The sequence below is a fragment of the Rathayibacter sp. Leaf299 genome (genome assembly GCF_001423055.1).
In the GTDB taxonomy this organism is placed as follows: Bacteria; Actinomycetota; Actinomycetes; order Actinomycetales; family Microbacteriaceae; genus Rathayibacter; species Rathayibacter caricis.
In genome coordinates this window covers 644,917-671,068 of record NZ_LMNT01000001.1, presented here as the reverse complement: position 1 = coordinate 671,068, position 26,152 = coordinate 644,917, and the positions used below count along the sequence as shown (strand labels likewise).

Genomic DNA, 26,152 nt, shown 5'->3' with positions numbered 1-26,152 from the left:
GGGAGGCACGAGCCCCTCACCCCGACTGCGCCGCGTGCATCCGCGCGTAGTGCCCGCCGACGGCGAGCAGCTCGTCGTGCGAGCCCCACTCCGCGATGCGCCCGCGCTCGAGCACGACGATGCGGTCGGCCGAGCGGATGGTCGAGAAGCGGTGCGCGACGACCAGCGTGGTGCGTCCCGCCGTCAGCCGGCCGAGCGCCTCCTTGATCAGCGCCTCCGACTCCGGGTCGAGGGCGCTCGTCGCCTCGTCCAGCAGCAGCACGCGGGGGTCGCGGATGAGGGCGCGGGCGATCGAGAGCCGCTGGCGCTGGCCGCCCGACAGGCGGGCGCCGCGCTCCCCCACGACGGAGTCCCAGCCGTCGGGCAGCGACTCGACGATCTCCCACGCGTTCGCGTCGCGCAGCGCCGCCTCCATCCGCTCGTCGGACACGTCGCCGAGGCCGTAGGCGATGTTGTCGCGGATCGTGCCCTCGAAGAGCACCGACTCCTGCGGCACCACCGAGACGGAGCGGCGGAAGGTGCGGAGGTCGAGCGATTCCATGTCGACCCCGTCGAGCAGGATCCGGCCCTTCGTGGGCCGGAGGAAGCCCAGCACCACGTTCAGCAGGGTCGACTTGCCCGATCCGGAGGCGCCGACGAAGGCGACCGTCTCGCCCGGGCGCAGATCGAGGTCGATGCCGTGCAGGGCCGCTCCGTCGTCGCCGTAGCGGAAGTCGACGCCCTCGAGAGTGATGCGCCCGGCGACCCGGCCGACCGCGCGCTTGCCCTCGTTGTGCTCGAGGTCGGGGTCCTCGAGGACCTCGGCGATGGAGCGGACCGACTCGGAGCCGCGCGCCGCGAGCGGGAGCAGCATCAGCAGGTTGGTCATGGAGGAGGTGAGGAGCGCGAAGTAGCTGCTCAGCAGCACGACCTGACCCGGAGTGACGGGGAGCCATCCCGAGATCGAGACCCACGCGGCGAGCACCAGGCAGCCGACTCCGAGCAGCTGCAGGCTCACCCACGACAGCGAGGCGAAGCGCCCGTTGAGCAGGTCGAGCTCGAAGCCGGCCTCGCGCACACCCTCGGCGCCGGTGGCGACGGTGCGGACCGCGGTCTGCTCGAGGCCGTGCGCGCGGGTGACGGGCATGAGGGTGGCCATCGCTCCGACGGTCGCCGAGAAGCGCTCGACCTCGCGGCGGAACTGCTCGTTGCGCTGCATGCTGCGCCGCTGCAGGATCCGTCGCAGCAGCACCGCGAGCGGGATCGCGAGGGCGTAGACGGGGAGGAAGGCCGGCACGTTGAGCGCCGTCATCGTGACGGCTCCGATCAGCACCATCACCGCCGAGAGCAGCGGATTCGCGGTCTGCTGCAGCATCGTCTCGATGTTCTCGACGTCGCGGACCACCTTGGTCTGCACGATCGCGCTGTTCGCCCGGGCGTGGAAGCCGATCGAGAGCAGCTGCAGGCGGTTCGCGATGGCCTTGCGCAGATCCGCGCCCATGTCGCGGACCGTGCCCATGAACAGCCGCACGAACATCACGTGGTTGGGGTAGTTCTGCGCGAGCAGCACCAGGGCGATCACCGACCACAGCAGGAGTCCACTGCTCGGCCCGCCCGCGACGACGATGTCGATCACCTCGGCGGTGACGACGGGCAGGAACCAGAGCGGGGTGTCCTTCACCGCGAAGAAGGCGACGGCGGCGAGGATGCGGCGCGGACGCCTCCGCAGCAGGCCGACGACGCTGCGCAGCGGATGCCGCCCGTCGACGATCTCCTCGACGGAAAGTGCTTTCCCAGACATTGCTCCATCCTCCCGCCGAGCGCGCGGAGGCACCACCCCGCCGCGCCGCGCGCTGCTCGAGCGGCGGCGTGCGGCGGCACGGTACGGTCGCTCGGGCGCTCCGGGGGGATCGGCGCGCCGTCGAGGGGGGACCATGGAATCGCTGAGGCGCCGCGCGCTGCTGCTGGGCATCGCGTCGGCCGCGGTGGGGCTGAGCGGCTGCACCGCCGACCCGAGACCCGCGCCGCTGACGGCGGTGCCGGTGGCGGCCACTCCGACTCCGACTCCCCCGCCGCGCCCGGTTCCGACCGCGACCGCGACGCCCGTGCCGGTGCGCGCCCGGGTGCCGCTGCCCGAGGGGATCATCACCGAGCTGCCGGCCGGCGTCGGGAACGCGATGGCGTGGACGGTCGACGACGGCGCCGACACCGAGGTCGTCGCCGCCTACGCGCAGTTCGCGAAGGACACCGGCACGCGCCTCACCTTCTTCCTCAACGGTCAGTACGACTCGTGGACCGTGTGCGCGCCGGCGCTCGCTCCGCTCGTCGCCTCGGGCCAGGTGCAGCTCGCGAACCACACCTGGTCGCACGTCGACCTCACGAGCCTGGGCTCCGACGGGGTGCAGGAGGAGCTCGGCCGGAACGGCGAGTTCATCCGCTCGACCTACGGGGTCGAGGCCGCGCCGTTCTACCGGCCGCCGTTCGGCTACACCGACGCCGCGAGCCGGGCCGCCGCCGCGGGGATCGGCTACACGGCGACCACCCTCTGGTACGGCTCGCTGTCCGACTCCGGCCGCATCACGACGGACCAGGTGCTGGCCTTCGCCGACGAGTGGTTCCAGCCGCAGCGCATCGTGATCGGGCACGCGAACTTCGATCCCGTCACGCAGGTCTACGCGCAGCTGGTCGACCTCCTCGTCGCGCGCTCGCTCGAGACGGTGACGCTGAGCGACGTGTTCGCGGTCTGACCCGCGCTCAGCGCAGGCTCGCGCGGGCGGCCTCGGCGATCGCCGCGGCGACCGCGTCGAGGCTCGGCGTCCGGAGCGACCACTGCTGCCAGTAGAGGGGGATGTCGACCGGGTCGCCGCCCAGCGCGACGAGGCCGGGATCGCCCACCGGGGCCTGCAGCTCCGGCAGCATGCCCCACCCCAGGCCGAGCCGCACGGCCGCTTCGAAGTCGGTCGAGCCGGGCACGCGGTGCCGGGGCGGAGCGGCTCCGGGCGCGTGGGCGGCGAGGAACCGCTCCTGCAGGCGGTCCTTCTCGTCGAAGACGACGACGGGCGCCTCGGCGAGCCCCTCGAGCCCGCCCGAGGGGAACCAGCGCTCGGCGAACGCGGGCGCGGCCATCGCCCGGTAGCGCATGACGCCCAGCGGAGCGACGGAGCAGCCGAGCACCGCCTCCGACTCGGCCGTGACCGCCGCGATCACCGTGCCGTCGCGGAGGAACGCGGTCGTGTGCTCCTGATCCTCGCGGTGCAGCTCGAAGACGGCGCCGGGCACGCCGGCGAGCGCCGGGAGGACCCAGGTGGCCAGCGAGTCGGCGTTGACGGCGAGCGCGAGGGGCACCGGGCCGGCTCCCTCCGCCTCGTCGCCGCCCAGCGCGCGCACGGCGTCCTCGGCGAGCAGCTCGATCTGACGGGCGAGCCGGAGGAGCCCGGCTCCGGCCTCGGTGGCGACGACCGGGCGCGAGCGCACGAGGAGCACGCGCCCGGCCGCGGTCTCGAGCGCCTTGATCCGCTGGCTGAGCGCCGAGGGGGTCACGTGCAGGGCGCGGGCGGCCGCGTCGAAGGAGCCGTGCCGCACGGCGGCGGCCAGCGCGCGCAGGCGGGAGAGGTCGAGGTCGTCGGTCAGCATCAGTTCTGCTTACGGTAGTGAAGGAGCATGAGCTGGTCTACACAAACGGGACGTTCTACCGTCGAACCGTGTCCCCCCTCCTCGCCGCCGTGTCCGGCCTCGGCTTCGGCCTCTCGCTCATCATCGCCATCGGCGCTCAGAACGCCTTCGTGCTCCGGCAGGGGCTCCGGCGCGAGCACGTCCTCGCCGTGGTGGCGATCTGCGCGCTCTGCGACGCGGCGCTGATCGTGCTCGGCATCGCGGGCATCGGCGCGGTGCTCGAGTCGGCGCCGTGGCTGCTGGTCGTGATCCGCTGGGGCGGCATCGCGTTCCTGCTGGGCTACGCGGTCCTCGCTGCGAAGCGCGCGCTCCGCCCCGGCACGCTCGACGGTGACCCGGCGGGCGCGTCCACCTCGCTGCGGACGGCCATCACGACCTGCCTGGCGCTGACGCTCCTGAATCCGCACGTCTACCTCGACACGGTGGTGCTGCTGGGGTCCGTCGCGAACACGCACGGCGACGAGCGCTGGTTCTTCGGGGTCGGGGCGGTGGTGGGCAGCGTGCTGTGGTTCACGGCGCTGGGCTTCGGGGCTCGGGTGCTGCGTCCGCTGTTCCGGAGCCGGACGGCCTGGCGGGTGCTGGATGCGGGAGTCGCGGTCGTGATGGTCGTGCTGGCGGTGTCCCTGGCGCTGTCCCACTGAGTCGCGACCTGGCGGCGGCGGTACTTGTTCTACTAACATTGCGAACATGTTGTTCCGCGTCGACCACTCCTCGCCGCGCTCCCTGGCCGATCAGCTGGAGTCGCAGGTGCGCACGGCCGTCGCCGAGGGCGCGCTCTCGGCGGGCGACCGCCTGCCTCCGGCCCGCGAGCTGGCCGAGTCGCTCGACATCAACATGCACACCGTGCTCCGCGCCTACGCGGCGCTCCGCGACGACGGCCTCCTGCAGATGCGCCGCGGCCGGGGCGCCTGGATCGCGGAGTCCGCCGGCCCCGGCCTCGTGCGCGTGACCGCGCTCGTCGACCAGCTCGTCGCCGAGGCCCGCCGCAGCGGGATCGGCCCCGCCGAGCTCATCCGCCTGATCGAGAGGACCACCCCGTGACCGACCGCACCCGCTCCCTGCTGGCCGCCGCCTCCCTCCTGCTGCCCGCGATCGCCGTGCTCGTCTCGCGGGTCGTGCTCGACGTGCCGCCCGTCCTCGCCTCGCACTGGTCCTCGACGGGCGCCGCCGACGAGACCGCCCCGGTCGGCGCGCTGCTGGCCCTGGCGCTCGTCCTCTCCGGCGCCCCGGCGGTGGCGGGGATCGTCGCCGCGCTACTCGGTCACGGCTCGCGGATGCTGCTCTCGTGCCTCGGACTGGTCGCCGGCCTCGGCGCCTCGGCCTGGGCGACGTCCGTCGGCACGACGCTCGCGGCGGGCTCGGCCGAGGGCGCGCAGCTGGGCGCCTGGCTGCTCGTGCTGCTCGGCGGCCTCGCCTACGCGGTGGTGCCGGGCGCCGTCGCTCCGCGCAGCCGCTCGGAGTCGAGCACGCGCGTCGAGCGGATGGCGCTCGGCGATTCCGAGTCGGGCGCCTGGTCGCACACCGTCACCGGGCGGGTCTTCGCGGTCGTCGGAGTCGTCCTGGCGCTCGCCGCGGCCGTCGCGGTGTCGACGCTGCTGGCCGAGGGCTCGACGGGCCCCGCGATCGCGATGGCCGTGGTCCTCGGCGCGAGCGCGATCGTGGTCCTCGGCTTCACCCGACTGCGCGTCACGGCCGACCGCCGCGGGCTCCGCGTGGTGTCGCGGGTGCTCGGGATCCCGCTGCGGCGCATCCCGCTCGAGACGATCGCCTCGGTCGGCACGGCCGAGCTGCGGCCGGCGGAGTGGGGCGGCTGGGGCTACCGGATGATGCCGGGCCGCTCGGCGCTCATCCTGAACGCGGGCCCGGGTCTCGTGGTGCGGACCACCCGCGAGCGCGAATTCGCGATCAGCCTGCGCGACCCGGAGACGCCGGCGGCGCTGCTCGAGGCGCTGCGGACGCGCTGAGCCCGGCGGAGACGGTCAGGACCCCGGATCCGGCGCGAAGGTCAGCGTGCTGAGACGGCCCGACGGCCAGATCCGCCGGGCGTAGGCGAGGACCGCGGCCGCGACCAGGAGCAGCGCGAGCATCCCGACCAGCCCGGCCTCCGGCCCGTACGATCCGCCCGAGAGGACGCCGCCATCGGTCGGTCGGGTGCTGAAACGGCCGGGCACGACGGAGATCCCGCTGATCGGGAGGCCCCAGACGGCCAGGCTCAGGTTCCACGACGCGTGCAGGGCCAGCGGTAGCCAGAGCGATCGGGTGACCACGAAGGCGATGCTCCAGAGCGCCCCGCCGAGGGCCGTTCCGAGGGCGCCGACGATCGTGGCATCGGGGTTGCCGAGGTGCAGGAGTCCGAAGACGATCGAGGTCGCGCCGACTCCGATCCACCGGCCCGCCGGCAGGCTGCGCACGACCTCCAGCACGCCGGTCAGGAGCAGGACTCGGAACATCAGCTCCTCCATCAGCGCCATCGCACCGATGACAGCCGTCCACATCCCCAGCTCCGGCAGGGACGGCTCCACGGCCCGGACGTCGATGACTCCGAGCGCTCGCTCGACGAGGAACACGACGGCGACCGCGGAGAAGGACACTGCGATCCCGACCACGACGTGCATCGGCGTGCGGCGATCGACCGCGAGACCGAAGCTCCTGAGCACCGGGCGGCCGGACCGGCGGAACCGGAGGGCTGCGACGAGCGCGAGACCGACGGCGACGAGCAGGACGAGCAGATCCACATGACTCCTCACGAACATGACGACCACTCGACTTTAGGGATCGACAGTGACCGAGGGAGTCGCCGGGCGGCTCGGTGACGGCGTTTCGCGCCACGCGCCCCGCCGCCACGCCTCCTCGGGCAGGCTTCCGTGGTCCGACCGAGGGAGAGCGCGCGCCGGACCGCGGCGATCGGCATCGCCCTCGACTCGCTCTGCCTGCTCGTGTACCTCGGCGCACTGACCCTGATCCTGCTGACCGTCGTCGAGCGTCTCACTCTGCAGAACATCGGCGGTGCCCTCTCCTGATCAGCGCAGTCTCCGCTCGGGCATCGGGCCGAAGGCGGCGCCGTCCGACGCGGGCTCGCGGACCGACGGCGCTCAGAAGGCGGGACGGCTTCCGCGCTTCGCACGAGTGCCCGTCGGCCGCAAGGGTCAACATGGGCGGCGGCGCTGTGGTCGCATGGAGGTCCGGCGCCGCTCCGAGCACGCCGGCCCCCTCCCCCTCCGTGCCCTCCGCACGCCCGCTCACCTGGAGCCCCATGCCGTCGAGCGACCTCGCGCGTCCCGCCCTGTTCGTCGTGCGGGAGCGGGGATCGGCGGTCGCCGGCCCCCTCGCCCCGGAGCTCGAGGACGTGCTCGACGTCGTGCCGCTCGAGCCGGGCGATCCGGACTCCGCGGTCCAGGACGTCGTGCGGGCCGTCGCCTTCCACGGCTCGACCCGCTGGCTGATCGCCGGAGAGGGCCGCGGAGGCGAGGTCGCCGCACTCGTCGCCTCGCGCACGCTCGCGGGGCGCTCGGGACTCTTCGGCCTCGCCGGGCTCGTGCTGATCGGCGGCGCCGCGGGCGAGGTCGCCGGGCGGATCCCGACGCTGCGGCTCGATGACGCGACGGGCGCCGCCACCGCGATCCGCTCGTTCTGGGTCGAGCGGGCGGGCATCGGACCCGCCGTGCCCGTGAACGCCTCGCGCGCCATCGCCTCCGCCCGCACCACCACCCGCGTGCGGGCCCTGCTGGCCGAGCGGCTGCTCGCCGACGACCCGCACTACGCGCCCCGGGTCCTCACTCCGACCCGGCTCGCGACGCTGCGCGCGATCGCCGACCGCGTCGTGCCGCAGGACGGCGGCAGGATCGACCTCGCGGCCCGCGTCGACGCCCAGCTGGCCGACGGGCAGGGCGACGGCTGGCGGAACGCCGCGCTGCCCGCCGACCCGATCGCGTACGGCCTGGGCCTGGACTCCCTCGACGGATTCGCGGCGCTGACGCCTGCGGAGCAGGACGACCGGCTGACCGCGGTGGCCGACGGCTCCGCTCCCGTCGGCGCCCTGACTCCGGAGCAGCTGACCGCCTGGTTCGAGGACTGCCGCGTCGACCTCGTGCGCCAGTGGCTCGCCCACCCGGCGAGCATGGCCCGCGTCGGCTACGACGGCTACGCGTCCGGCGGCGACACCCTCCCCCTCGCCGGATTCCGCTCGCTCGGAGCGGATCAGCGCGAGGACTGGGAGCCCACGGCGAGGAGCCCGCGATGAACACCGCAACTATGCGCCGGTTCGACCTCGACGAGACGGTCGACGCCGTCGTTGTCGGCACCGGCGCGGGAGGAGCGCCGCTGCTGGCCTCGCTCGCGGCCCGCGGCCTGCGGGTCGTCGCACTCGAGGCCGGCCCGCACTTCGACGCCCGGAGCCACACGTCCGACGAGACCGTCGCGACCGAGATCAACTGGATGCAGGAGCGCCTGAGCGGCGGCGACGCCCCCACCGCCTTCGGCCCGAACAACAGCGGCCGCGGTGTGGGCGGATCGACGCTGCACTGGGGCGCGTTCACCCCGCGGCCAGACCCGCGCGACCTGCGCCTGCGCGCCGAGTCGGGGCTCGGCCGCGACTGGCCGATCGCGCACGCGGAGCTGACCTCCTACATCGAGACCGTGGAGGCGTTCATCGGAGTCTCGGGGCCGGCCGAGTACCCGTGGGACCCCTCGCGCCGCTACCTGCAGGGTCCCGTCGACCGCAACGCCTCGGCCGACATGATGCTGCGCGGCTGCGCCGCGCTCGGGATGCGGGCCGTCGACGCCCCCGCCGCGGTGCTCAGCGCAAGCCGCCACCAGCCGGACCACGGCGAGCGGCCCGCCTGCATCAACTGCGGCCAGTGCCACCAGGGCTGCCGCACCGGTGCCAAGGCGAGCATGGACACGACCTATCTCCCCGCGGCCGTCCGCGCGGGAGCCGAGATCCGCGCGGAGTCGTTCGTGCACGGGATCGAGCTGGACGCGGCCGGTCGCGTGAGCGCGGTCCTCTACACGTCCGAGGGCGTCGAGCGGCGGCAGCGCTGCTCCGCCCTGTTCCTCTGCGCGGGCGGCGTCGAGACGCCGCGGCTGCTCCTGCACACCGGAGTCGCGAACAGCAGCGGCCAGGTCGGCCGCAACTTCCTCGCGCACGGCGCGACGCAGGTCTGGGGCACCTTCGAGAGCGAGATGCGCAGCTACCGCGGCTACCCCTCCTCCGTCATCTCGGAGGACACCGTGCGGCCGGCCGACGCCGACTTCGCGGGCGGGTACCTCATCCAGAGCCTCGGCGTGATGCCGCTGACCCTCGCCACGACGCTCGTGCGCGGCGGCGGACTGTGGGGGCGCGAGCTGATGGACGCGCTCGACGGCTACCGCTTCCTGGCCGGGGTCGGCATCAACGCCGAGTGCCTGCCCTCGGACGGCAACCGCCTCGAGCTGACCGACGAGCTCGACGAGCAGGGCGTGCCCAAGGCTGTGATCTCGTTCTCCCCGGGCTCCAACGAGGACGCGATCGACCGGCACGCGATCCGCACCCTGACCGCGATCGTCGAGGCCGCCGGAGCGACGAGCACGAGGGTGCTCGCCCGCACCGCGCACACCCTCGGCACCTGCCGGATGGGCGAGGACCGCGACGACGCGGTCGTCGACGCCGACGGGCGCAGCTTCGACGTGCCGAACCTCTGGATCTGCGACAACTCGGTGTTCCCGAGCGCACTGATCGCCAACCCGGCGCTGGCGACGATGGCGCTGTCGCTGCGGACGGCGGACCGCTTCCTGGCGGCGTGAGGGGGCGTCGGGCGGCACCCGGGAGAAGTGGGGCCCGCTCGACCTTGCTGGTCGAGTAGCCCCGCCGGGGTGTATCGAGACCCGCCACCCCGAAAGGATCGGCACGCCGACCCTTCCTTCAGGAGCCGCGGATCTCGATACGGCCGCTCCCGCGGCCTACTCGATCAGCACGCGGGCCGACTGTGCGGGCCGTCCCGCGACCCGCAGACCGCACACCGAGGCCCACCTTCAGGTAGCGCCGCTCAGGCCTGGGTCCAGCGGTACACGTCGACGACACGGACGGCGCCCAGCTCGTGCAGGTCGCCGTCGACGGCGGCGCGCAGCGCCTGGGCGTCGGCGGGCAGGCCGACCTCGGCCGCGCGCGGGAGCGGCAGGATCTCGACCACGACCGCCGAGTCGGCTCCGACGCCCAGGTCGTCGAGGTCGAGCACCCAGCCGTCGGCGTTCCAGAAGCGGTCGGCGCGCAGGACGCCGTCCACGAGGACGCGCGCGACGTCCCCCGCCCAGTCGATCTCGAGCTCGCGGCGGACGGCGCGCCCCGACGCGGGCGGCAGCAGCAGCCGGTGCGCCGAGGCGTGGGCGGCGAACTCGGCGTCCCGGGGAGCCGCGGCCCGGCCGTCGAGGCCGCCGATGGAGTCGGGGGGCGATCCAGCGGCGCGCAGCTCGCGCACCTCGACCGGGCGCACCGAGTCGGCCCCCGCGGGCGCCGCGATCGAGCCGGGCAGCTCCTCGAACGCGCCGTCGCGGTACTCGCGCGGGGCGGGGCGCACCGCGGCGCCGTCCGAGACGAGCCGCCCGTCGGCGTCCGTCCACACCGGCTCGGCGCTGAGCACGAGCCGCACACCGGAGTCGCCCTCGAGCGCCCACGCGTCCGCTCCGACCGCGGCGGGCAGCACGAGCACGTCGAGCGCTCCGGCGGCGGTGACGAGCACGGGCTCCGTGCCGTCGAGACGCACGAGCGGGCCGTCGACCGCGGCGCCGTCGACCACGAGCGCCGTGCCGTCCGCGAAGCGGAGTCGCGGAGGGATCCTCTCCTCCGCGATCAGCACCAGGGTCGGCCGCTCGCCGCCCAGCACCGTGAACAGCGACGCGGTCGCCCACTCCACCTCCACGCCCGCGATCACGAGCCCGACCGGCCAGTGCGCGATCGTGCCCACGGGGATCCGCACCGGCTCGTCCGGGAACACGACCGTCCGCTCGTCGAGGACCACCTCGAACCGCACGCCCGGGTGCTCCTCGAGGGGCTCGTACGGCTGGTGCCAGGTGACGAGGACCACTCCGCTCGTGCCGTCGCTGCGCAGCGCCCAGCGGAGCGTCGTGGAGTCGCGCACCCCGTCGGGACGGACCTCGGGGAGGCTCGAGGGCATCTCGGCGAGCGTCGCGCCGAAGGCGGCGAGGAACGCGTGCTGGCGGCGCAGGAGCCCGAAGCTCGCGGCGGTGCGGCCCGTCGCTCCGACCGGCGCGCGGAAGTCGTAGTCGTAGACCGCCATGTCGTTCGGGTAGCCGGTCGCCTGCGACTCCTGCAGGTCGGGGCCGGGGTTCCGGCCGCCGGCGAACATGTAGTAGCCCTGCCAGGCCGAGCCGTTGCCGATCTTGTCGTGCGCCACCGCGGCGACGTCGAGCGCCTCGACGCGCGGCCGGCGCTGGTAGGCGAGCGCCATGCCGCCGCCGAGCTCACAGGTAGCGGCGGGGTACACCTCGGACGGGGTGCGCGGAGCCTCGAGGGCGACGCCCTGACGCAGGTCCGCGCCGATGCCCGGGTCGTCCCAGACGTGCGAGAAGAGGAAGTGCTCGCGGAACGTGTCGTCCCACGGCTGGTCATGATCGAGCCAGAAGCCGTCGGGGTAGCCGCCGAAGACCGGCAGCACCGCATCGGTCGGCAGGTCGGCTCCACCCCAGCCGGTCGCGGTCCAGATCGGAGCCGAGAGGCCGGCCGCGCGCGCCATCCGCTTGAGGGTGCGCAGGTGCTCGGGCTGGTCGTAGAGCTCGTTCTCGAGCTGGATCGCGACGACCGGGCTGTCGGGTCCGCAGCGCGACGCGAGCTGCTCGCCGATCGCCGCGTACCAGGGCTCGACGAGCGCCAGGTACTCGGGATCGTCGGTGCGGTGCCGCACGGGCGCCTCCTGCACCCAGTCGGGGAAGCCGCCGTTGCGGACCTCGCCGTGCGCCCACGGGCCGATCCGCAGGATCACGTCGAGCCCGACCTCGGCGCAGAGGTCGACGAACGCGGCGACGTCGCGGTCGCCGTCGAAACGGCGCTCGCCCCGCGAGGGCTCGTGGTGGATCCAGATGACGTAGAACGAGACGACGCTCACTCCACCGGCGCGCATCAACCGCAGCCGCTCCTCCCACCGCTCGCGCGGGACGCGGGTGAGGTGGAACTCGCCCGAGACGGGGACGAAGGGCACACCGTCGCGGAGGACGTACCGGTCGGTCAGGCGGTAGCGCGAGTGGGGGTCCTCGACGGTGCTCATCGGCGGTTCGCGCCGCTCGTGCTCCCAGGGGGTGTGCCGGGCGGTGGCGGTCACGGCGCGGTCGGCGGGCGCGTCGGCGGTTCCGGGCATCGAGGAGGCTCCTTCGGATCGGGCGGCGGCGACCGGTGAGGTGCGCCGCGCGGACAGGCTAGCTGTAATCGCTCCCAGCCGTGAAGTCGTTGCCGTGAGTGACCGCAAGACATAGCTCGGCGTCTCGTCCTGTGATCGTTTCCAGTCGCCCGCCTACACTGGGCCCATGTCCTCCCCCGGCGAGCCCCGGCGCCGCCCCACCATCGACGACGTCGCCCGGGCGGCTGGCGTCTCGCGCGGCACCGTCTCGCGGGCGCTGAACGGCGGCAGGTGGGTCAGCCCCGAGGCGCAGCACGCCGTGGACGCGGCCGTCCGCCGCACCGGGTACCGCGCCAACGCCCACGCGCGGGGCCTGCGCCTGCAGCGCGGCGGGGCGATCGCGTTCGTGCTCGGCGAGGACGTCGAGCACCTGTTCGCCGACCCCAACGTGGCCGTCCTGCTCACGCACGTCTCGAAGGCGCTGGCGGAGCAGGGCCACGCGATGGTCCTCCTCCTCGCCGCGGACACCGCCACCCGTCAGCACGCCCTCGACTTCCTCGGCACCGGTCAGGTCGACGGCGTGATGCTCGTGTCGTGGAGCCGCGACCTCACCCTCCTCGACGAGCTGCGCGCGGCGGGCCTGCCCGTCGTCTGCTGCGGCACTCCGGAGCGGCGCGGCGGCGACGCGGGCTGGGTCGCCGCCGACGACCGCGAGGGCGCGCGCCGCATGACCGAGCACCTGCTGAGCCTGGGTCGCCGCTCGGTCGCCATGATCGCCGGGCCGGACGACCGGCTGGGGGCCTCGCTCCGGGTCGACGGATTCCGCGACGCGCTCGGCGACGTCGCCGCGCAGCCCGCCCCCGTGGAGTTCGGCGACTGGTCCGAGCGCAGCGGCGCCGAGGCCATGGCCCGACTGCTCGACTCCTCCCCCGGCGTCGACGCCGTGTTCGCCGCGAACGACCGGATGGCCGCCGGCGCGATCTCGACGCTCGTCGCCGCGGGTCGCCGCGTGCCCGAGGACGTCGCCGTGGGCGGCTTCGACGACAGCCCCGCGGCGAGCGCCGCCTCCCCCGCCATCACCACGATGCGCCAGCCGTTCGAGCGGATCGCCCGCGAGATGACCCGGCTGCTGCTCGCCGAGATCGACGGCGAGCAGCCGGCCCACGTGCAGCTCGCCACGGAGTTCGTCCGGCGGGAGTCCGCGTAGACCCGGCCGACCCGGCGTAGGGTCGCGACGGCCACGTCGACGCTGCTGGTAATACCCTTCGCTCAGGCGGCGGGCTGAGGGTCGCCGCGTCAGTCGAAGTCGGTGCTCCGGCCGAGCTCCTCCCACTCGTCGGCGTCCGTCCGCAACGCGTCGAGCGCGGCGCGGAACGCGTCCTGCGCGTCGTTCCCGAGCAGGAGGAGCGACGGGGTCGATCCCGACTCGACGACGCGGATCAGCGCGGCCGCCGCCCGCTCCGGGTCGCCGGCCTGCGTGCCGTGCGCCGTGTCGACCTCCTTGCGCCGGCGCCCCGCCGTCTCGGCGTAGTCGGCGATCGGCTCGGCCGACTGCGTGAGCGAGCGCCCCGCGAAGTCGGTGCGGAACCCTCCGGGCTCGACCGAGAACGCGCGGATCCCCAGCGGAGCGACCTCCTTGCGGAGCGACAGCGTCAGCGCCTCGATCGCGGCCTTCACCGCGGCGTAGTAGCCGGACCCCTCCGGCGAGATCCGCGCGCCGATCGACGAGAGGTTCACGATGGTGCCGGAGCGGCGCGAGCGCATCCCGGGCAGCACCGCCTTGATCGTGCGGACGGACCCGAAGAGCTGCGTGTCGAACAGACGCTGCACGGCCTCCTCCTCGCCCTCCTCGACGGCGGCGCGGTAGCCGTAGCCCGCGTTGTTGACCAGCACGTCGACCCGGCCGAACCGCTCCTCGGCGGCGCGCACCGCGGCGGCGACCTGCGTCTCGTCGGTGACGTCGAGGGCGACGGCGAGCGCGGTCTCCGGGTACGGCTCGACGATGTCGCGGACGGAGTCGACGTCGCGCGCGGTCACCACGACGTCGTCGCCATGAGCCAGGACGGCCTGCGCGAGCGCGCGTCCGAGCCCGGTGGAGCAGCCGGTGATGAGCCAGGTGGTCATGCGGTCCTTCTTCCTCGCGGTGCCCGCACGGTGCGCGGGACGTCGTCAGTCCACCGGGTGAGCGCCGGGAGCGACAGGGGTGGACGGCGGCTCCTCGCGGACCGACCGGATCGTTATCCGCGCCCGGGCGTGTGCGGACCGGCTCGGCCCGACACTGAGCGGAGGGGGACGATCAGCGCCTCCGTCGTCCGCTCGTCGTCCGCTCTCCGGGGGTCCTCCACCATGCACGTCCGTTCCCGCACGCTCCTCGGAGTCGCCGCTCTCACCGCCCTCGCCGCACTCTCCGGCTGCACTCCCGCCGATCCGGCGGCCGAGCCGACCGCGTCCGCCGGAGCCCCGACCTCGGCGCCCGAGGCGACCATCACGCCCTCGAGCGACCCGGCGACGCCGACCCCCACGGCGACTCCCACCGCGGCTCCCACCGCCGCCGACGCCACGAGCCTCCTCGTCGGTCCGACCTCCTTCTCCCTGGTCGACGACTCCGGCACAGAGCTCGGCACGTGGGAGTACCGCGACGCCACCGGCGCGGTGGCCGCCCTCACCGAGGCGTTCGGCAGCGCCCCCACGGAGTCCGACGACGTCCCCTACGAGGGCTACCGGACCCGCAACTCGAGCTGGCCGGGCTTCGACTTCAAGGACACCGAGGTCTACGACGCGGGCGGGCCCGAGTCCCAGTACCCCGAGCCCGACTTCCTGCTCGCGGTGAACGCCCCCGCGGTCGGCGACGTCGCGATCAGCACGCTGAGCGGAGTGGCGGTGGGCGACGCCGCCGTCGAGGTGCGCGACGAGCACCCCGAGGCCGTGCAGGGCGACTCCCTCGGCATCTTCGACTTCGACCGGACGCCGGTCGGAGTCCTGGACGGCACCGAGCTGACGAACTCCGTCGGGGTGCTCGCCGACGACGAGATCACCGTCTCGGGCCTCCGCGCGCCGTTCGTGAACTGGGGCGTCTGACTCTCGGTGCTCGACCGGGGCGGAGGCTCAGCCGGCGCCCGACCCCGAGCCGACGAGCGGATGCGTCGCCACCACGACCGCGATCAGCGCGACAGCGGCGACGCAGACGCCCAGCCCGGCCCGGGAGAGCGGCCGACGCGTGGCGAGCAGCGCGACGGCGAGGATCCCGAGCAGTCCGGACCACACGAGCAGCGCCCAACCGAGGATCCAGGACAGGGCGAACGCCTCGTCCGAGACCGTCTCGAGCGCGTCGCCGAGGCCGAAGGACAGGGCCGCGGCGGCCGCGAACGCGAGTGCGGCGACGGGCAGAGCCACCGCTTCGCGCCGTCGCACAGTCGCCATGCGGTGACCGTACCCGCCGACGGGCGCACGAAGAAGGGACGGAGGATGACGGGCCGGGGCCGCGCGGGTGAACAGGCGCGGGTTTTACACGTCCGAAACCCCTCAGAAACCCCCCAGCATCTGCGCACGGTTGAGTAGGAGTCGACCCGGCCGCCCCGCCGACAGCACGGCGGGCCGCAGCCATCCCCCACCCTCACGGAGCCCGACCATGCGCCCGACCACCTCCCGCACCCGCACCGCCGTCCGCGCCCTCGCCCTCGGCAGCGCCCTCGCCGCCACCCTCTCGCTCGTCGCCTGCTCCGGCGCGAGCGACGCCGACGCGGGATCGGGCGGCGACGCCGAGAGCGTCACCGTGACGGTCGGCACGCTGCGCGGGCAGCCGCACTTCTACCAGCCGTTCCTCTACGAGCAGTTCGCCGAGGAGGGCGTGGAGTTCGAGGTGATCACCCTCGACACCACTCCCGCCCTGTCGGACGCGCTCGTCGCCGGCACGATCGACTTCGCGATCTCCGGAGTCACCCCCACCATCTCCTCCGTCGCCCAGGATCGCGACCTGAAGATCGTCGCCTCGGCGGCCGACGGCGGCTCGGGCTTCCTCGGCGGCGAGGGCATCTCCTCCGTGGAGGACCTCGCCGGCAAGAAGGTCGGCTACATCCAGGGCAGCGCCCAGGAGGTCGCCCTCCGCTACTACCTCGAGGAGGCGGGCCTCACCGACTCCGACCTCGAGCTGACCACGATCCCCGTGCCTGAGATGGCCTCGGCGTACACGAGCGGCTCGATCGACGCGTTCTTCGGCGTCGAGATCGGGGTCTCGATCGCGGAGGCGGCCGGCGCGACCGAGATCGCCGACCCGTACGCGACTCCGATCGGCCGCGTGAACATCGGCCTCGTCACGACCGGCGCGATGATCGAGGAGCAGCCGGAGGTCGTGCAGAAGGTCGTCGACACGCACGCCGCGACCACCGAGTACATGGCCGACAACGTCGACGAGTGGCTGCCCGAGATGATCGCCGAGTTCGGCGGCGACCAGGACGTGCTCGAGTCGGCGCTCGAGAACTTCTGGCTCCGCTCCGACCTGACCGAGGAGTACCAGGGCCAGCTCGAGGCGCTCGCCGGCCAGATGCAGCAGCTCGGCTTCATCGACGAGGCGCCGGCGATCGAGGACGTCGTCGACACGACGTTCGCGCCCACCTCCTGATCGGCCCGGCGATGACCACGACCCTCGAGCCCTCGACCGCCACCGAGCGGCTCGCGACCGCGAAACGGCGACGCCGACCCGGGCGATCCGGCTGGACCACGTTCCTGCTCGGCCTGCCCGTCCCGATCCTTTTCGTCCTGCTCTGGCAGTTCGGGCGCGCCGGCGAGTGGGAGCTGCCGTTCGGCATCCGGATGGCGTTCCTCCCCTACCCGGGCGACGTCCTGGTCTCGCTGATCGACTACGCGTTCGCGGGCCTGCGGAACGACGCGTTCAGCGGGCTGCTCTGGACCGACCTGGGTGCGAGCGCCGGACGCGTGTTCGGCGGCTTCGCGCTGGCGACGGTCCTCGCAGTGCCGCTGGGCGTGCTGATGGGCCGCTACTACGTCGTGAACTCGCTGTTCGACCCGTTCATCAACCTGTTCCGCCCGGTCCCCGCGACCGCGTGGGTGCCGCTCGTGGCTCTCCTCATCGGCTACGGCGACCAGGCGTCGATCTTCCTGATCACCCTGTCGGCGTTCTTCCCGATCGTGCTGGGCACCATCAGCGGCGCCCGCCAGGTGCCGCCCCGGCTGATCGAGGCGGCGCGGATGCTGGGCACCGGCACCGCGGGCGTGCTCGCGCGGGTCGTGCTGCCCGCCTCGGCCGCCGCGATCGTCAACGGCATGCGGGTGGGGCTCGGGCTGGCGTGGGTCGTGCTCGTGCTGAGCGAGACCACGGGCGTGAGCACCGGGCTGGGCTCGACGATCTTCCTCGCCCGCGACGTGGTCCGGACCGACCTGATCGTGGTCGGGATGATCTGCATCGCGATCGCCGGCTTCGCCTCGGACCGGCTGCTGCTGCTGGTGTTCCGCCTGCTGTTCGGCCGCCGGCCGCTGATCTCATGACCGCGTCACCTCTGAACAGGAGCGTCCGATGACCGTCGCGACCCCCACAGTCCGCACCGCGGACGTCCACGTGCTCGACCTCGTCAAGCGCTACGAGACCGCGGGCGGCGGCGTGCTGGCCATGGCCGACGTGACGCTGGACATCCCCTCCGGCGAGTTCGTGGCCGTGGTCGGAGCGAGCGGCTGCGGCAAGTCCACGCTGCTGCGGATCCTCGCCGGGTTCGAGGAGGCGACCGAGGGGGTGGTCGAGGTCGGCGGCACCCCGGTGTCGGCGCCCGGACCCGACCGCGGCGTCGTGTTCCAGGACTACGGCCTCTTCCCGTGGTTGAGCGTGCGCGAGAACGTGGCGTACGGACCGCGTCGCAAGAAGCTGCCGAAGGCGGCCGTGACGGAGGTGACCGACCGCTTCATCGAGGCGGTTCGGCTCACCCGCTTCGCCGACCGGTACCCGGGCGAGCTCTCCGGAGGCATGCAACAGCGCGTCGCGATCGCCCGGGTGCTCGCGAACGAGCCGTCGGTGCTGCTGATGGACGAGCCGTTCGGGGCGCTGGACGCGCTGACCCGCTCCGATCTGCAGATCGAGCTCAAGCGCATCCACCGCGAGACGCGCACGACCGTGCTCTTCGTCACGCACTCGATCGAGGAGGCGGTGTACCTCGCCGACCGGGTGGTCGTGATGACGGGCGGCGCCTCGCACGGGGTGCCGGGCCACATCAGCGAGATCGTGCCGATCGACCTGCCGGAGGAGCGCGACGTGACGGCTCCGGAGTTCAACGAGTACAAGCGCCGGATCTCGGAGCTGGTGCACGCGCCGGCGTGAGCCTCGGGCGCGAGACCCGTCAGCAGAATTGTCTCGAGCCACCGGCGCCTGCAGCCGTCGGGCGGCGGCACGCAGAGCGGCCTCTCCCTCGTTCCGAACCGGTCAGAGAGCCGGCGGGTCCTGGCCGGCGCCGGCAGAATCGTCCGACGGAACGCGCGGGGCGTCCGGCGTCGGCCGCAGCCCCGGCGGTCGGGTGATGACGCGGCGGCCGGTCGGAGTGGTCCAGTCGGTGGTGCCGTCGGGATGGAGGACATACGTCCAGCGATCACCGTGGCGGACGTGGTGATGCGCGGTGCAGAGCGAGGCGAGGTTGTGCGGCCCTGTCTCGCCGCCGAAGCGCCATTCGACGGTGTGATCGGCCTCGGCCGACGAGGCGGGCCGAGTGCAGCCGGGGAACCGGCAGGTCTCATCGCGCAGCTGCACGAAGAGCCGCATCCGCTCGGGCGGAAGCCGGTGCGTGCGCCCGACCGAGAGCACCACGCCGGTGTCCGGCTCGGTCACCACGCGCGTGAGTGTCGAGACGAGCAGCGCCCGAGCGGAGTCGGCGGGCACGGGGCCGTAGCCGTCGAGTTCGACCGGCGCGTCGTCGAGGCCGAGCGCGGTGCTCGCCGTGAGGGTGAGGCGCACGTGAGCGCGGATCCCCGGCACGTAGGCCGCCTCCCTGCTCTCGAGGTCGGTGCGGGGGATCGTTCCGACGAGATCTCCGTCGCAGACGAGGTCGGTGAGGGCGTCGGCTCGCAGCTGCGCGAGGGTCCGCTGGTCGCCGGGGGCCCCGTCGGGATCGGCGCCGTCGCGCAGCGTCCGGGCGATGCGGTCGAGCCGGCTGTACATCCCCAGCGCGGCTGTGGCGGGCAGATGAGCGCACAGCATCGCCATGCCGTCGGCCTCCGGGGCGATCCACACGGCCCGGTCCTCGCGCGCTCGAGCGTGACGCTCGGTCAGTGGCTCCGGGTGGAGTTCCTCGCGCAGGCGGGCGAGCGCGCGCCGCAGCTGAGTCGGGGTGATCGCCACGGCCAGGTCGGCGGCCTGCTCGTCGAAGGCGGGGCGGGACCCGACGGGCAGAGTCGCTGCGATCGCGCAGACGATCTGGCCCGCCTCCCAGCGCATCCGGGCCGCTGCGAGCGCCGCCCAGGTGAGCGGGAGATCCTCGATCAGGATCGCCGCGTGATCGAGCTCCCGCGCGACCGCCCGCTCGGATATCCCGAGGGCGACGGCGAGTTCGGCCCGGACGGATCTCGCAGCGAGGTCGCCGGAGCCGGGATCGGCGAGCCCACGGGCGAAGGACTCCGGCTGCGCCATCGCCGTCCGGTACCCCGCGTACAGCTCCTCCGCGGAGGCGAGCAGGATCGGGGACGCCGCGCGCGCCAGTTCGGCCGCCCGGTCGCCGCGGTCGCGCACCTCACCGAGCAGCGCCTCGTGCGCCGGGGTCTCTCCGTCCGATGTCATCTCCGCAGTGAAGCAGCGACCGGTGCTCCGCGCGTCCGGTCCTCCGAGATCGGTGGAGAGAGCTCGGATCGAGCGGATGGGGAGGAGCAGCCCCCGTCACGCGTACGCACGCGCCGCCTCCTCCAGGCACTCCCGGAACACCCGGACCGCCGGTGACGCGAGCCCCGCCTCGCGCTGCGCCGTGAAGATCGTGCGCCGGGGCGCTCCCGGCAGCTCGAGCAGGCGGCAGTCCGGCTCCCCGCCCGCCCAGACCAGGTCGGGCATCAGTGCGACCGCGTTGCCGGAGGCGGCGAGGCGGATCTGCGCCTGCAGGTCGGCCGTCTCGAAGCGCACGTCGGGCTCGAAGCCGGCGACCCGGCACAGCTGCTCGGCGAAGTGGCGGCTCGCGGTGCCGCGCGGCTCCATCACCCAGGCCTCGTCGCGGGCGTCGGCGAGGCGCAGCACGGCGGAGTCGCGGCGCACCGCGAGCCGGATCGCGTCGCTCGTGAGGTCGGCCCGCACCAGACCCGGCAGCCAGGACGTCGAGTGGCCGGGGTACTGCTCGGCGACCACGAGGTCGAACTCGCGCGCCCAGGTCTCGTGCAGCGCCCCCTCCGGTTCTCGCTGCACCATCTCGACCCGCACCTCGGGGAACCGCTCGGCGGCGAAGCGCAGCGCCCGAGGCATCAGCGCCAGGGCGGCCGACTGGAACACCGCGACGCGCACGCGTCCGGTGACCGACTCCCCCGACGCGGCGAGCGCCGCCTCCGCCCGCTCGAGCAGCGCGAGCACCTCCCCCGCCGCCTCGACGAGGATCTCGGCCTGCGGGGTGAGCTGCACGCGCCTCCCGACCTTGCGCAGGAGCTCCACGCCGGTCTCGCGCTCGAGCACGCTCAGCTGCTGCGAGACGGCGGACGGACTGTAGGCGAGGGCCTCGGCGGCGGCCGCGAGAGTGCCGCGGACGGCGACCTCGCGCAGCAGGACCAGGCGGCGGACGTCGAGCACGGGAGGCTCCTCCGATTCATCAGCTCAGCTGACCGGTACCGGTCACGAATCATCGCTTCTGCTCAACGGTACCGCGTCGAATACTGAGGGGAGACGCCGCTCCGACCGCGCGGCGCACGAGCCGAAGGACACGACCGTGACCGACCTCGCCGCACGCCCCGCCACGAGCGGAGCGACCACCTCGACCGCCCCCTCCCCCGACTCCGTCGCCCCGGCGCTCGTCGACGCGAGCGTCGCCCTCGTGCGCCGCTGGCTCCGCGAGGCCGCGGACATCCCGACCGACGCGTCCGGGGCGCAGCTCGCCGGCGTGCTGAAGGACCCCTCCGGGCTCGACTTCACCGTCGGCTTCGTCGACGGCGTCGTCCGCCCCGAGGACACCCGGGTCGCCGGCGCGGCGCTGCGCTCGATCGCGGGCGGCGTGCCCCGCTTCCTCCCCGCCCCGATGCGCGGCGCGGTCGCCCTGGGCGGAGTGATGGCCCCGATCCTGCCCGACGTGGTCGTGCCGATCGCCCGCCGAGTGCTGCGGAGGATGGTCGGCCACCTCATCATCGACGCGACCGACGCGAAGCTCGGCCCCGCGATCGCGAGGATCCGCCGCGAGGGCGTCCGTCTCAACATGAACCTGCTCGGCGAGGCGGTGCTCGGCCGCAAGGAGGCGCAGCGCCGCCTCGAGGGCACGCACCGCCTCCTCGCCCGCGACGACGTGGACTACGTGTCGATCAAGGTCTCGTCCACCGTCGCCCCGCACAACCCGTGGGCCTTCGATGCCGCGGTCGACGACATCGTCGACGAGCTCACTCCGCTGTTCGCCCGCGCCGCCGCCGCGACTCCGGCGAAGTTCGTCAACCTCGACATGGAGGAGTACAAGGACCTCGACCTCACGATCGCGGTCTTCACCCGCCTGCTCGACCGCCCCGAGTTCCACGACCTCGAGGCCGGCATCGTGCTGCAGGCCTACCTGCCCGACGCGCTGTCGGCGATGATCCGCCTGCAGGAGTGGAGCGCCGCGCGTCGCGCCCGCGGCGGGGCCGGCATCAAGGTGCGCGTCGTGAAGGGCGCGAACCTGCCGATGGAGCAGGTCGAGGCCTCGGTGCACGGCTGGCCGCTCGCGACCTGGAGCACGAAGCAGGACTCGGACACGAACTACAAGCGCGTGCTCGACTACGCCCTGCACCCCGAGCGCATCCGCAACGTGCGGGTCGGCGTCGCCGGCCACAACCTCTTCGACGTCGCCTACTCGTGGCTGCTCGCCGGGGAGCGCGGGGTCCGCGACGGCATCGAGTACGAGATGCTGCTGGGCATGGCGCAGGGCCAGGCGGAGGCGGTGCGCCGCACCGTGGGCTCGCTCCTGCTCTACACGCCGGTCGTCGCCCCGGCCGAGTTCGACGTCGCGATCGCCTACCTCATCCGCCGACTGGAGGAGGGCGCGTCGAGCGAGAACTTCATGTCGGCCGTGTTCGAGCTCGAGGCGCAGCCGGAGCTGTTCGCGCGGGAGGAGTCGCGGTTCCGCGCCTCCGTCGCCGCCCTCGACGGAGCCGTGCCGCCCGCCCACCGCGTCGCCGACCGCTTCGCAGCGAGCGGCCGACCGGGCTTCGGCGACTTCCGCAGCACGCCCGACACCGATCCCTCCGTCGCGGCGAACCGCAACTGGGCCGACGCGATCCTCGCGCGGGTCCCCTCCTCCCGGCTCGGCGTCGACAGCATCGAGGCCGCGACGCTCACCGCCCTCAGCGACCTGGAGTCGGCGCTCACCGCGACCCGCGACGCCGGCTTCGCCTGGGGCCGCGTCCCCGCCGACGAGCGAGCGCGGATCCTGCACCGTGCGGGCGAGGAGCTCGAGGCCCGCCGTGCCGATCTGCTCGAGGTGATGGCGGCCGAGGCCGGCAAGACGATCGACCAGGGCGACCCGGAGGTGTCCGAGGCGATCGACTTCGCGCACTACTACGCCGAGCGCGCCCGCGAGCTCGACTCGGTCGACGGCGCCGAGTTCCACCCCGCGCAGCTGACGCTCGTCGCACCGCCGTGGAACTTCCCGGTGGCGATCCCGGCCGGTGGCGTGCTCGCCGCCCTGGCCGCGGGGTCGGCCGTCGTGCTCAAGCCGGCCGGACCGACGGCGCGCTGCGGCGCGGTCGTCGCCGAGGCGCTCTGGGCCGCGGGGGTCCCCCGCGAGGCGCTGCTCCTGCTGCGGGTCCCGGAGGAGGAGCTCGGCGCGGATCTCGTCGCCTCGCCCGCCGTGGACCGCGTGATCCTCACCGGCGCCTACGAGACGGCCGAGCTGTTCCGCTCCTTCCGCCACGACCTCCCCCTGCTCGCCGAGACGAGCGGCAAGAACGCGATCATCGTCACTCCCTCGGCCGACCTCGACCTGGCGGTCAAGGACGTCGTGTCGAGCGCGTTCGGCCACGCCGGCCAGAAGTGCTCGGCCGCGTCGCTCGTCGTGCTCGTCGGCTCCGTCGCCCGCTCGAAGCGGTTCCGCGCGCAGCTGCTCGACGCCGTCGCCTCGCTGACGGTGGGATATCCGACCGACCCCGCCACGCGGATGGGACCGGTCATCGAGCCCGCCGCCGGCAAGCTGCTCCGCGGACTCACCGAGCTCGGCGCGGGCGAGAGCTGGCTGCTGCAGCCGCGGACGCTCGACGACTCCGGCCGCCTGTGGAGCCCGGGTGTCCGCGACGGCGTGCGCCGCGGGTCCGAGTACCACCGCACCGAGTACTTCGGACCGGTGCTCGGCATCATGACCGCGCCGACCCTCGAGGACGCGATCGCGATCGTGAACGAGGTCGACTACGGCCTGACCTCGGGGCTGCACGCGCTCGACCCGGCCGAGATCGGCACATGGCTCGAGAGCATCCAGGCGGGAAACCTGTACGTGAACCGCGGCATCACGGGCGCGATCGTCGAGCGCCAGCCGTTCGGCGGCTGGAAGAAGTCGGCGGTCGGGCCGGGCACGAAGGCGGGTGGGCCGGACTACCTGCTGGGGCTCGGCATGTGGACGCCCCGTGCGTCGACCGCGACGGCGGAGGTGCCCGCTGCGGCGGCGAGGCTCGTCGCCGCAGCGCGGGCGGAGCTGTCGGCCGGTGAGGCGGGAGCCGTCGAGCGGACGGCGCGCAGCGCGGCCGAGGCGCTCGCCGAGCACGCGCCCCGCGACGTGACGGGGCTCGCGGCCGAGCGCAACGTGTTCCGGCGGCTCGCGTACGGCTCCCCCGTGCTGGTGCGCCTGGCCGAGGGCGAGCCGGTGGGCTCGCTCGTGCAGGTCGTCGCCGCGGCGGCGGGCGTCGGCGGAGCGGTGGCCGTGTCGAGCGCGACGTCGCTGCCTCCGCAGGTCGCCGCCGCAACGGCCGCGGTCGCCGACGTGGTCGTGGAGGACGAGGCCGCCTGGTCGCGGCGGGTCCGGGCGCACGGAGCGGGCCGGGTGCGGCTGATCGGCGCACCGGCCTCCGACGTGACCTCGGTCACCGACGGCCGCCCCGACCTGGCGGTGTACGCCGGCGCCGTGACGGAGTCGGGTCGCCTCGAGCTCCTGCCGTTCGTCCGCGAGCAGGCCGTCTCGATCACCGCGCACCGCTTCGGCACGCCGGACCACCTGACGGACGCCCTGCTCTGACCCGCCGGGTCTCGATACGCCGCTCCGCGGCTACTCGACCAGCAAGGATGCGCCCCGCAGGTGGCACCCTCGCAGAGAGCCCGCCCCCTGCTGATCGAGTAGCCCGCAGAGCGGGCGTATCGAGATCCGCCACGTCCGGACACGTCGGTCTCGATACGCCGCTCCGCGGCTACTCGACCAGCAACTCCCTGCTGATCGAGTAGCCCTCGCAGAGGGCGTATCGAGATCCACGACAGCCGGGCACGTCAGTCTCGGAACGCCGCTGCACGACCGGCTAGAACAGCCCGCGCGGCGACTCCACCGAGGCGAGCACGCCGGGCGCCGCCACGACGGTCAGCTGCCCGACCTCCTCGGGGGTCAGCTCGGGCAGCCGCTGCGCGAGGTCGAGGAAGCGCTCGATCTCGCGCTCCTCGAGCACGTCGGCCGCGAGCGTGCGGAACTTCGACACGTACTGCTCGCGCGAGAACGGGTGGGCGCCGAGCGGGTGCGCATCCGCCACCGCGATCTCATCGACGATCGTGGTGCCGTCGGTGAGCAGGATCTCGACGCGCGCGCCGAACGCCTTCTCGGCCGGGTCCTCGGAGTGGTAGCGGCGGGTCCACTCCGCGTCCTCCTCCGTCGTCGTGCGGTGCCAGAGCGCGATGGTGTCGGCCCGGGCCGCGCGCTCGGGGGCGTAGCTGCGCACGTGGTGCCAGGCTCCGTCCTGCAGTGCCACGGTGAAGATGTAGGGCACCGAGTGGTCGAGCGTCTCGCGCGACGCCTGCGGGTCGTACTTCTGCGGGTCGTTCGCGCCCGAGCCGATCACGAAGTGCGTGTGGTGCGAGGTGTGGATCACGATGCGCTCGACGCGCTCGGGGTCGGCGGCCTCGGGGTGGGAGTGGTGCAGGCGGCGGGCGAGGTCGATCAGCGCCTGCGCCTGGTACTCGGCCGAGTGCTCCTTCGTGTACGTGTCGAGAATCGCGCGCTTGGCCTCGCCGCGGTCGGGCAGCGGCACGTCGTACGACGCGTCGGCGCCGTCGAGCAGCCAGGCGATCACGCCGTCCTCGCCCTCGTAGATCGGCGACGGGCTGGTCTCGCCGCGCATCGCCCGGTCGACGGCCTCGATCGCCATCTTCCCCGCGAAGGCCGGCGCGTACGCCTTCCAGGTCGAGATCTCGCCCTTGCGGGACTGCCGGGTCGCGGTGGTGGTGTGCAGCGCCTGCGCGATCGCCTGCTCGACCGTCGCCACGTCGAGCCCGAGCATCGTGCCCAGGCCCGCGGCGGCCGACGGGCCGAGGTGCGCCACGTGGTCGATCTTGTGCCGGTGCAGGCTGATCGCCTTGACGAGGTCGACCTGCACTTCGTAGGCCGTGACGATGCCGCGCACCAGCTGCGCGCCTCCGATGCCCGCGTGCTGGGCGACGGCGACCAGGGGCGGGATGTTGTCGCCCGGATGCGAGTACTCGGCCGCGAGGAAGGTGTCGTGATAGTCGAGCTCTCGCACGGCGACTCCGTTGGCCCACGCCGCCCACTCGGGCGACACGCGACGGGAGAGGTCGGTGCCGACGACGACGGCGCCCTCTCCCCCGATCGAGGCGGGATGCGCGAGCGCCTGCGAGCGGGCGGCGACGACGGGGCGGCGCAGCAGCGAGGCGGTGGCGACGGCCGCATTGTCGATGACGCGGTTGACGACCATCTCGGCGACCTCGTCGTCGACGGCGACCGGGTCGACGGCGATCTCGGCGAGCGCGTGGGCGAGCTGGCCGGCGCGCTCGAGGTTCTCGTCGCTGCGGTGGACGCGGACGTGGTGATCGTGCACGGGGGGCTCCTTCGGCTCGTCCT

General features: G+C 73.8%; 22 protein-coding genes. 13 read left to right on the top strand and 9 right to left on the bottom strand.

The window, feature by feature from the left end:
• Positions 1–16: 16 nt before the first annotated feature.
• On the bottom strand, positions 17–1,780 hold the full coding sequence (locus ASF48_RS02970) for an ABC transporter ATP-binding protein (RefSeq protein ID WP_055786152.1): 1,764 nt from the start codon (positions 1,778–1,780) through the stop codon (positions 17–19).
• Between the two features lie 133 nt (positions 1,781–1,913).
• Between ASF48_RS02970 and ASF48_RS02965 the strand changes: the two genes are divergently transcribed.
• Positions 1,914–2,726 carry a polysaccharide deacetylase family protein gene (locus ASF48_RS02965; protein ID WP_157603032.1) on the top strand — a complete coding sequence of 271 codons (813 nt, stop codon included), beginning with the start codon at positions 1,914–1,916 and terminating at the stop codon, positions 2,724–2,726.
• 7 nt (positions 2,727–2,733) lie between these two features.
• On the opposite strand, the gene ASF48_RS02960 is transcribed toward ASF48_RS02965, so the two are convergent.
• Entirely contained in the window at positions 2,734–3,612 is an 879-nt protein-coding gene (locus ASF48_RS02960; protein ID WP_055786149.1) for a LysR family transcriptional regulator ArgP, read from the bottom strand.
• A gap of 68 nt (positions 3,613–3,680) precedes the next feature.
• Here ASF48_RS02960 and ASF48_RS02955 point away from each other — a divergent pair, with 68 nt between their 5' ends.
• The 3 genes from ASF48_RS02955 to ASF48_RS02945 are packed head-to-tail and all read left to right on the top strand — an operon-like array spanning position 3,681 to position 5,615.
• Positions 3,681–4,292 carry a LysE/ArgO family amino acid transporter gene (locus tag ASF48_RS02955; RefSeq protein ID WP_055786146.1) on the top strand — a complete coding sequence of 204 codons (612 nt, stop codon included), beginning with the start codon at positions 3,681–3,683 and terminating at the stop codon, positions 4,290–4,292.
• A 46-nt stretch (positions 4,293–4,338) separates the two neighbouring features.
• A complete protein-coding gene (locus ASF48_RS02950; protein ID WP_055786142.1) occupies positions 4,339–4,692 on the top strand; it encodes a GntR family transcriptional regulator in 354 nt (117 codons plus the stop codon).
• The gene (locus ASF48_RS02945; protein ID WP_055786138.1) at positions 4,689–5,615 is read left to right on the top strand and encodes a hypothetical protein; all 927 of its coding nucleotides are present in this window, start codon (positions 4,689–4,691) and stop codon (positions 5,613–5,615) included. The genes ASF48_RS02950 and ASF48_RS02945 overlap by 4 nt, the downstream gene beginning before the upstream one ends.
• A 15-nt stretch (positions 5,616–5,630) precedes the next feature.
• On the opposite strand, the gene ASF48_RS02940 is transcribed toward ASF48_RS02945, so the two are convergent.
• Positions 5,631–6,386, bottom strand: coding sequence for a CPBP family intramembrane glutamic endopeptidase (locus ASF48_RS02940; RefSeq protein WP_055786135.1), 756 nt, complete (start codon positions 6,384–6,386; stop codon positions 5,631–5,633).
• A 129-nt stretch (positions 6,387–6,515) separates the two neighbouring features.
• Here ASF48_RS02940 and ASF48_RS19235 point away from each other — a divergent pair, with 129 nt between their 5' ends.
• The 3 genes from ASF48_RS19235 to ASF48_RS02930 all read left to right on the top strand — a co-directional run bounded on the left by ASF48_RS19235 (position 6,516) and on the right by ASF48_RS02930 (position 9,432).
• On the top strand, positions 6,516–6,671 hold the full coding sequence (locus tag ASF48_RS19235) for a hypothetical protein (protein WP_157603031.1): 156 nt from the start codon (positions 6,516–6,518) through the stop codon (positions 6,669–6,671).
• A 200-nt stretch (positions 6,672–6,871) separates the two neighbouring features.
• Positions 6,872–7,891 (top strand): gluconate 2-dehydrogenase subunit 3 family protein, encoded by a 1,020-nt coding sequence (locus tag ASF48_RS02935; RefSeq protein WP_157603030.1) that lies wholly within the window; start codon positions 6,872–6,874, stop codon positions 7,889–7,891.
• Positions 7,888–9,432, top strand: coding sequence for a GMC oxidoreductase (locus ASF48_RS02930; protein ID WP_055786129.1), 1,545 nt, complete (start codon positions 7,888–7,890; stop codon positions 9,430–9,432). Before ASF48_RS02935 ends, ASF48_RS02930 begins: the two co-directional genes overlap by 4 nt.
• A gap of 242 nt (positions 9,433–9,674) precedes the next feature.
• Here the strand turns inward: ASF48_RS02930 and ASF48_RS02925 are convergent, their stop codons facing one another.
• Complete coding sequence (locus tag ASF48_RS02925; RefSeq protein WP_055786126.1) at positions 9,675–11,996, bottom strand: beta-galactosidase; 2,322 nt, start codon at positions 11,994–11,996, stop codon at positions 9,675–9,677.
• A 166-nt stretch (positions 11,997–12,162) separates the two neighbouring features.
• On the opposite strand from ASF48_RS02925, the gene ASF48_RS02920 reads away from it, so the two are divergent.
• Positions 12,163–13,182, top strand: a complete 1,020-nt coding sequence (locus tag ASF48_RS02920) for a LacI family DNA-binding transcriptional regulator (protein WP_055786124.1) — start codon at positions 12,163–12,165, stop codon at positions 13,180–13,182.
• Positions 13,183–13,271: 89 nt separating this feature from the next.
• On the opposite strand, the gene ASF48_RS02915 is transcribed toward ASF48_RS02920, so the two are convergent.
• Entirely contained in the window at positions 13,272–14,099 is an 828-nt protein-coding gene (locus ASF48_RS02915) for an oxidoreductase (RefSeq protein ID WP_055786122.1), read from the bottom strand.
• Positions 14,100–14,321: 222 nt separating this feature from the next.
• On the opposite strand from ASF48_RS02915, the gene ASF48_RS02910 reads away from it, so the two are divergent.
• On the top strand, positions 14,322–15,053 hold the full coding sequence (locus ASF48_RS02910) for a hypothetical protein (protein ID WP_055786119.1): 732 nt from the start codon (positions 14,322–14,324) through the stop codon (positions 15,051–15,053).
• A 27-nt stretch (positions 15,054–15,080) separates the two neighbouring features.
• Here ASF48_RS02910 and ASF48_RS02905 read toward each other — a convergent pair whose 3' ends face one another.
• Complete coding sequence (locus tag ASF48_RS02905) at positions 15,081–15,395, bottom strand: hypothetical protein (RefSeq protein ID WP_157603029.1); 315 nt, start codon at positions 15,393–15,395, stop codon at positions 15,081–15,083.
• Positions 15,396–15,603: 208 nt separating this feature from the next.
• Between ASF48_RS02905 and ASF48_RS02900 the strand changes: the two genes are divergently transcribed.
• The 3 genes from ASF48_RS02900 to ASF48_RS02890 are packed head-to-tail and all read left to right on the top strand — an operon-like array spanning position 15,604 to position 18,297.
• Complete coding sequence (locus ASF48_RS02900; protein WP_055786111.1) at positions 15,604–16,593, top strand: ABC transporter substrate-binding protein; 990 nt, start codon at positions 15,604–15,606, stop codon at positions 16,591–16,593.
• An 11-nt stretch (positions 16,594–16,604) separates the two neighbouring features.
• A complete protein-coding gene (locus ASF48_RS02895) occupies positions 16,605–17,477 on the top strand; it encodes an ABC transporter permease (protein ID WP_055786107.1) in 873 nt (290 codons plus the stop codon).
• 28 nt (positions 17,478–17,505) lie between these two features.
• On the top strand, positions 17,506–18,297 hold the full coding sequence (locus tag ASF48_RS02890; RefSeq protein WP_055786104.1) for an ABC transporter ATP-binding protein: 792 nt from the start codon (positions 17,506–17,508) through the stop codon (positions 18,295–18,297).
• A gap of 102 nt (positions 18,298–18,399) precedes the next feature.
• Here ASF48_RS02890 and ASF48_RS02885 read toward each other — a convergent pair whose 3' ends face one another.
• Together ASF48_RS02885 and ASF48_RS02880 are read right to left on the bottom strand one after the other, a co-directional pair.
• On the bottom strand, positions 18,400–19,743 hold the full coding sequence (locus ASF48_RS02885; RefSeq protein WP_055786101.1) for an HNH endonuclease signature motif containing protein: 1,344 nt from the start codon (positions 19,741–19,743) through the stop codon (positions 18,400–18,402).
• Positions 19,744–19,839: 96 nt separating this feature from the next.
• Positions 19,840–20,727 carry a LysR substrate-binding domain-containing protein gene (locus ASF48_RS02880; RefSeq protein WP_055786098.1) on the bottom strand — a complete coding sequence of 296 codons (888 nt, stop codon included), beginning with the start codon at positions 20,725–20,727 and terminating at the stop codon, positions 19,840–19,842.
• A gap of 136 nt (positions 20,728–20,863) precedes the next feature.
• Between ASF48_RS02880 and ASF48_RS02875 the strand changes: the two genes are divergently transcribed.
• Positions 20,864–24,331, top strand: coding sequence for a bifunctional proline dehydrogenase/L-glutamate gamma-semialdehyde dehydrogenase (locus ASF48_RS02875; protein ID WP_055786095.1), 3,468 nt, complete (start codon positions 20,864–20,866; stop codon positions 24,329–24,331).
• Positions 24,332–24,605: 274 nt separating this feature from the next.
• Here ASF48_RS02875 and ASF48_RS02870 read toward each other — a convergent pair whose 3' ends face one another.
• Positions 24,606–26,129: an MmgE/PrpD family protein gene (locus ASF48_RS02870; RefSeq protein ID WP_055786092.1), complete on the bottom strand. Its 1,524-nt coding sequence runs from the start codon at positions 26,127–26,129 to the stop codon at positions 24,606–24,608.
• Between the last annotated feature and the right edge of the window lie 23 nt (positions 26,130–26,152).

Excerpts from the sequence above, each read along its gene's own strand:
- ASF48_RS02920 (WP_055786124.1), top strand. The coding sequence starts at position 12,163 with ATGTCCTCCCCCGGCGAGCCCCGGCGCCGCCCCACCATCGACGACGTC.
- ASF48_RS02885 (WP_055786101.1), bottom strand. The coding sequence starts at position 19,743 with ATGACATCGGACGGAGAGACCCCGGCGCACGAGGCGCTGCTCGGTGAG.
- ASF48_RS02910 (WP_055786119.1), top strand. The coding sequence starts at position 14,322 with ATGCACGTCCGTTCCCGCACGCTCCTCGGAGTCGCCGCTCTCACCGCC.
- ASF48_RS02970 (WP_055786152.1), bottom strand. The coding sequence starts at position 1,780 with ATGTCTGGGAAAGCACTTTCCGTCGAGGAGATCGTCGACGGGCGGCAT.
- ASF48_RS02895 (WP_055786107.1), top strand. The coding sequence starts at position 16,605 with ATGACCACGACCCTCGAGCCCTCGACCGCCACCGAGCGGCTCGCGACC.
- ASF48_RS02905 (WP_157603029.1), bottom strand. The coding sequence starts at position 15,395 with ATGGCGACTGTGCGACGGCGCGAAGCGGTGGCTCTGCCCGTCGCCGCA.
- ASF48_RS02950 (WP_055786142.1), top strand. The coding sequence starts at position 4,339 with ATGTTGTTCCGCGTCGACCACTCCTCGCCGCGCTCCCTGGCCGATCAG.
- ASF48_RS02915 (WP_055786122.1), bottom strand. The coding sequence starts at position 14,099 with ATGACCACCTGGCTCATCACCGGCTGCTCCACCGGGCTCGGACGCGCG.
- ASF48_RS02965 (WP_157603032.1), top strand. The coding sequence starts at position 1,914 with ATGGAATCGCTGAGGCGCCGCGCGCTGCTGCTGGGCATCGCGTCGGCC.
- ASF48_RS02960 (WP_055786149.1), bottom strand. The coding sequence starts at position 3,612 with ATGCTGACCGACGACCTCGACCTCTCCCGCCTGCGCGCGCTGGCCGCC.
- ASF48_RS02930 (WP_055786129.1), top strand. The coding sequence starts at position 7,888 with ATGAACACCGCAACTATGCGCCGGTTCGACCTCGACGAGACGGTCGAC.
- ASF48_RS02900 (WP_055786111.1), top strand. The coding sequence starts at position 15,604 with ATGCGCCCGACCACCTCCCGCACCCGCACCGCCGTCCGCGCCCTCGCC.
- ASF48_RS02925 (WP_055786126.1), bottom strand. The coding sequence starts at position 11,996 with ATGCCCGGAACCGCCGACGCGCCCGCCGACCGCGCCGTGACCGCCACC.
- ASF48_RS02890 (WP_055786104.1), top strand. The coding sequence starts at position 17,506 with ATGACCGTCGCGACCCCCACAGTCCGCACCGCGGACGTCCACGTGCTC.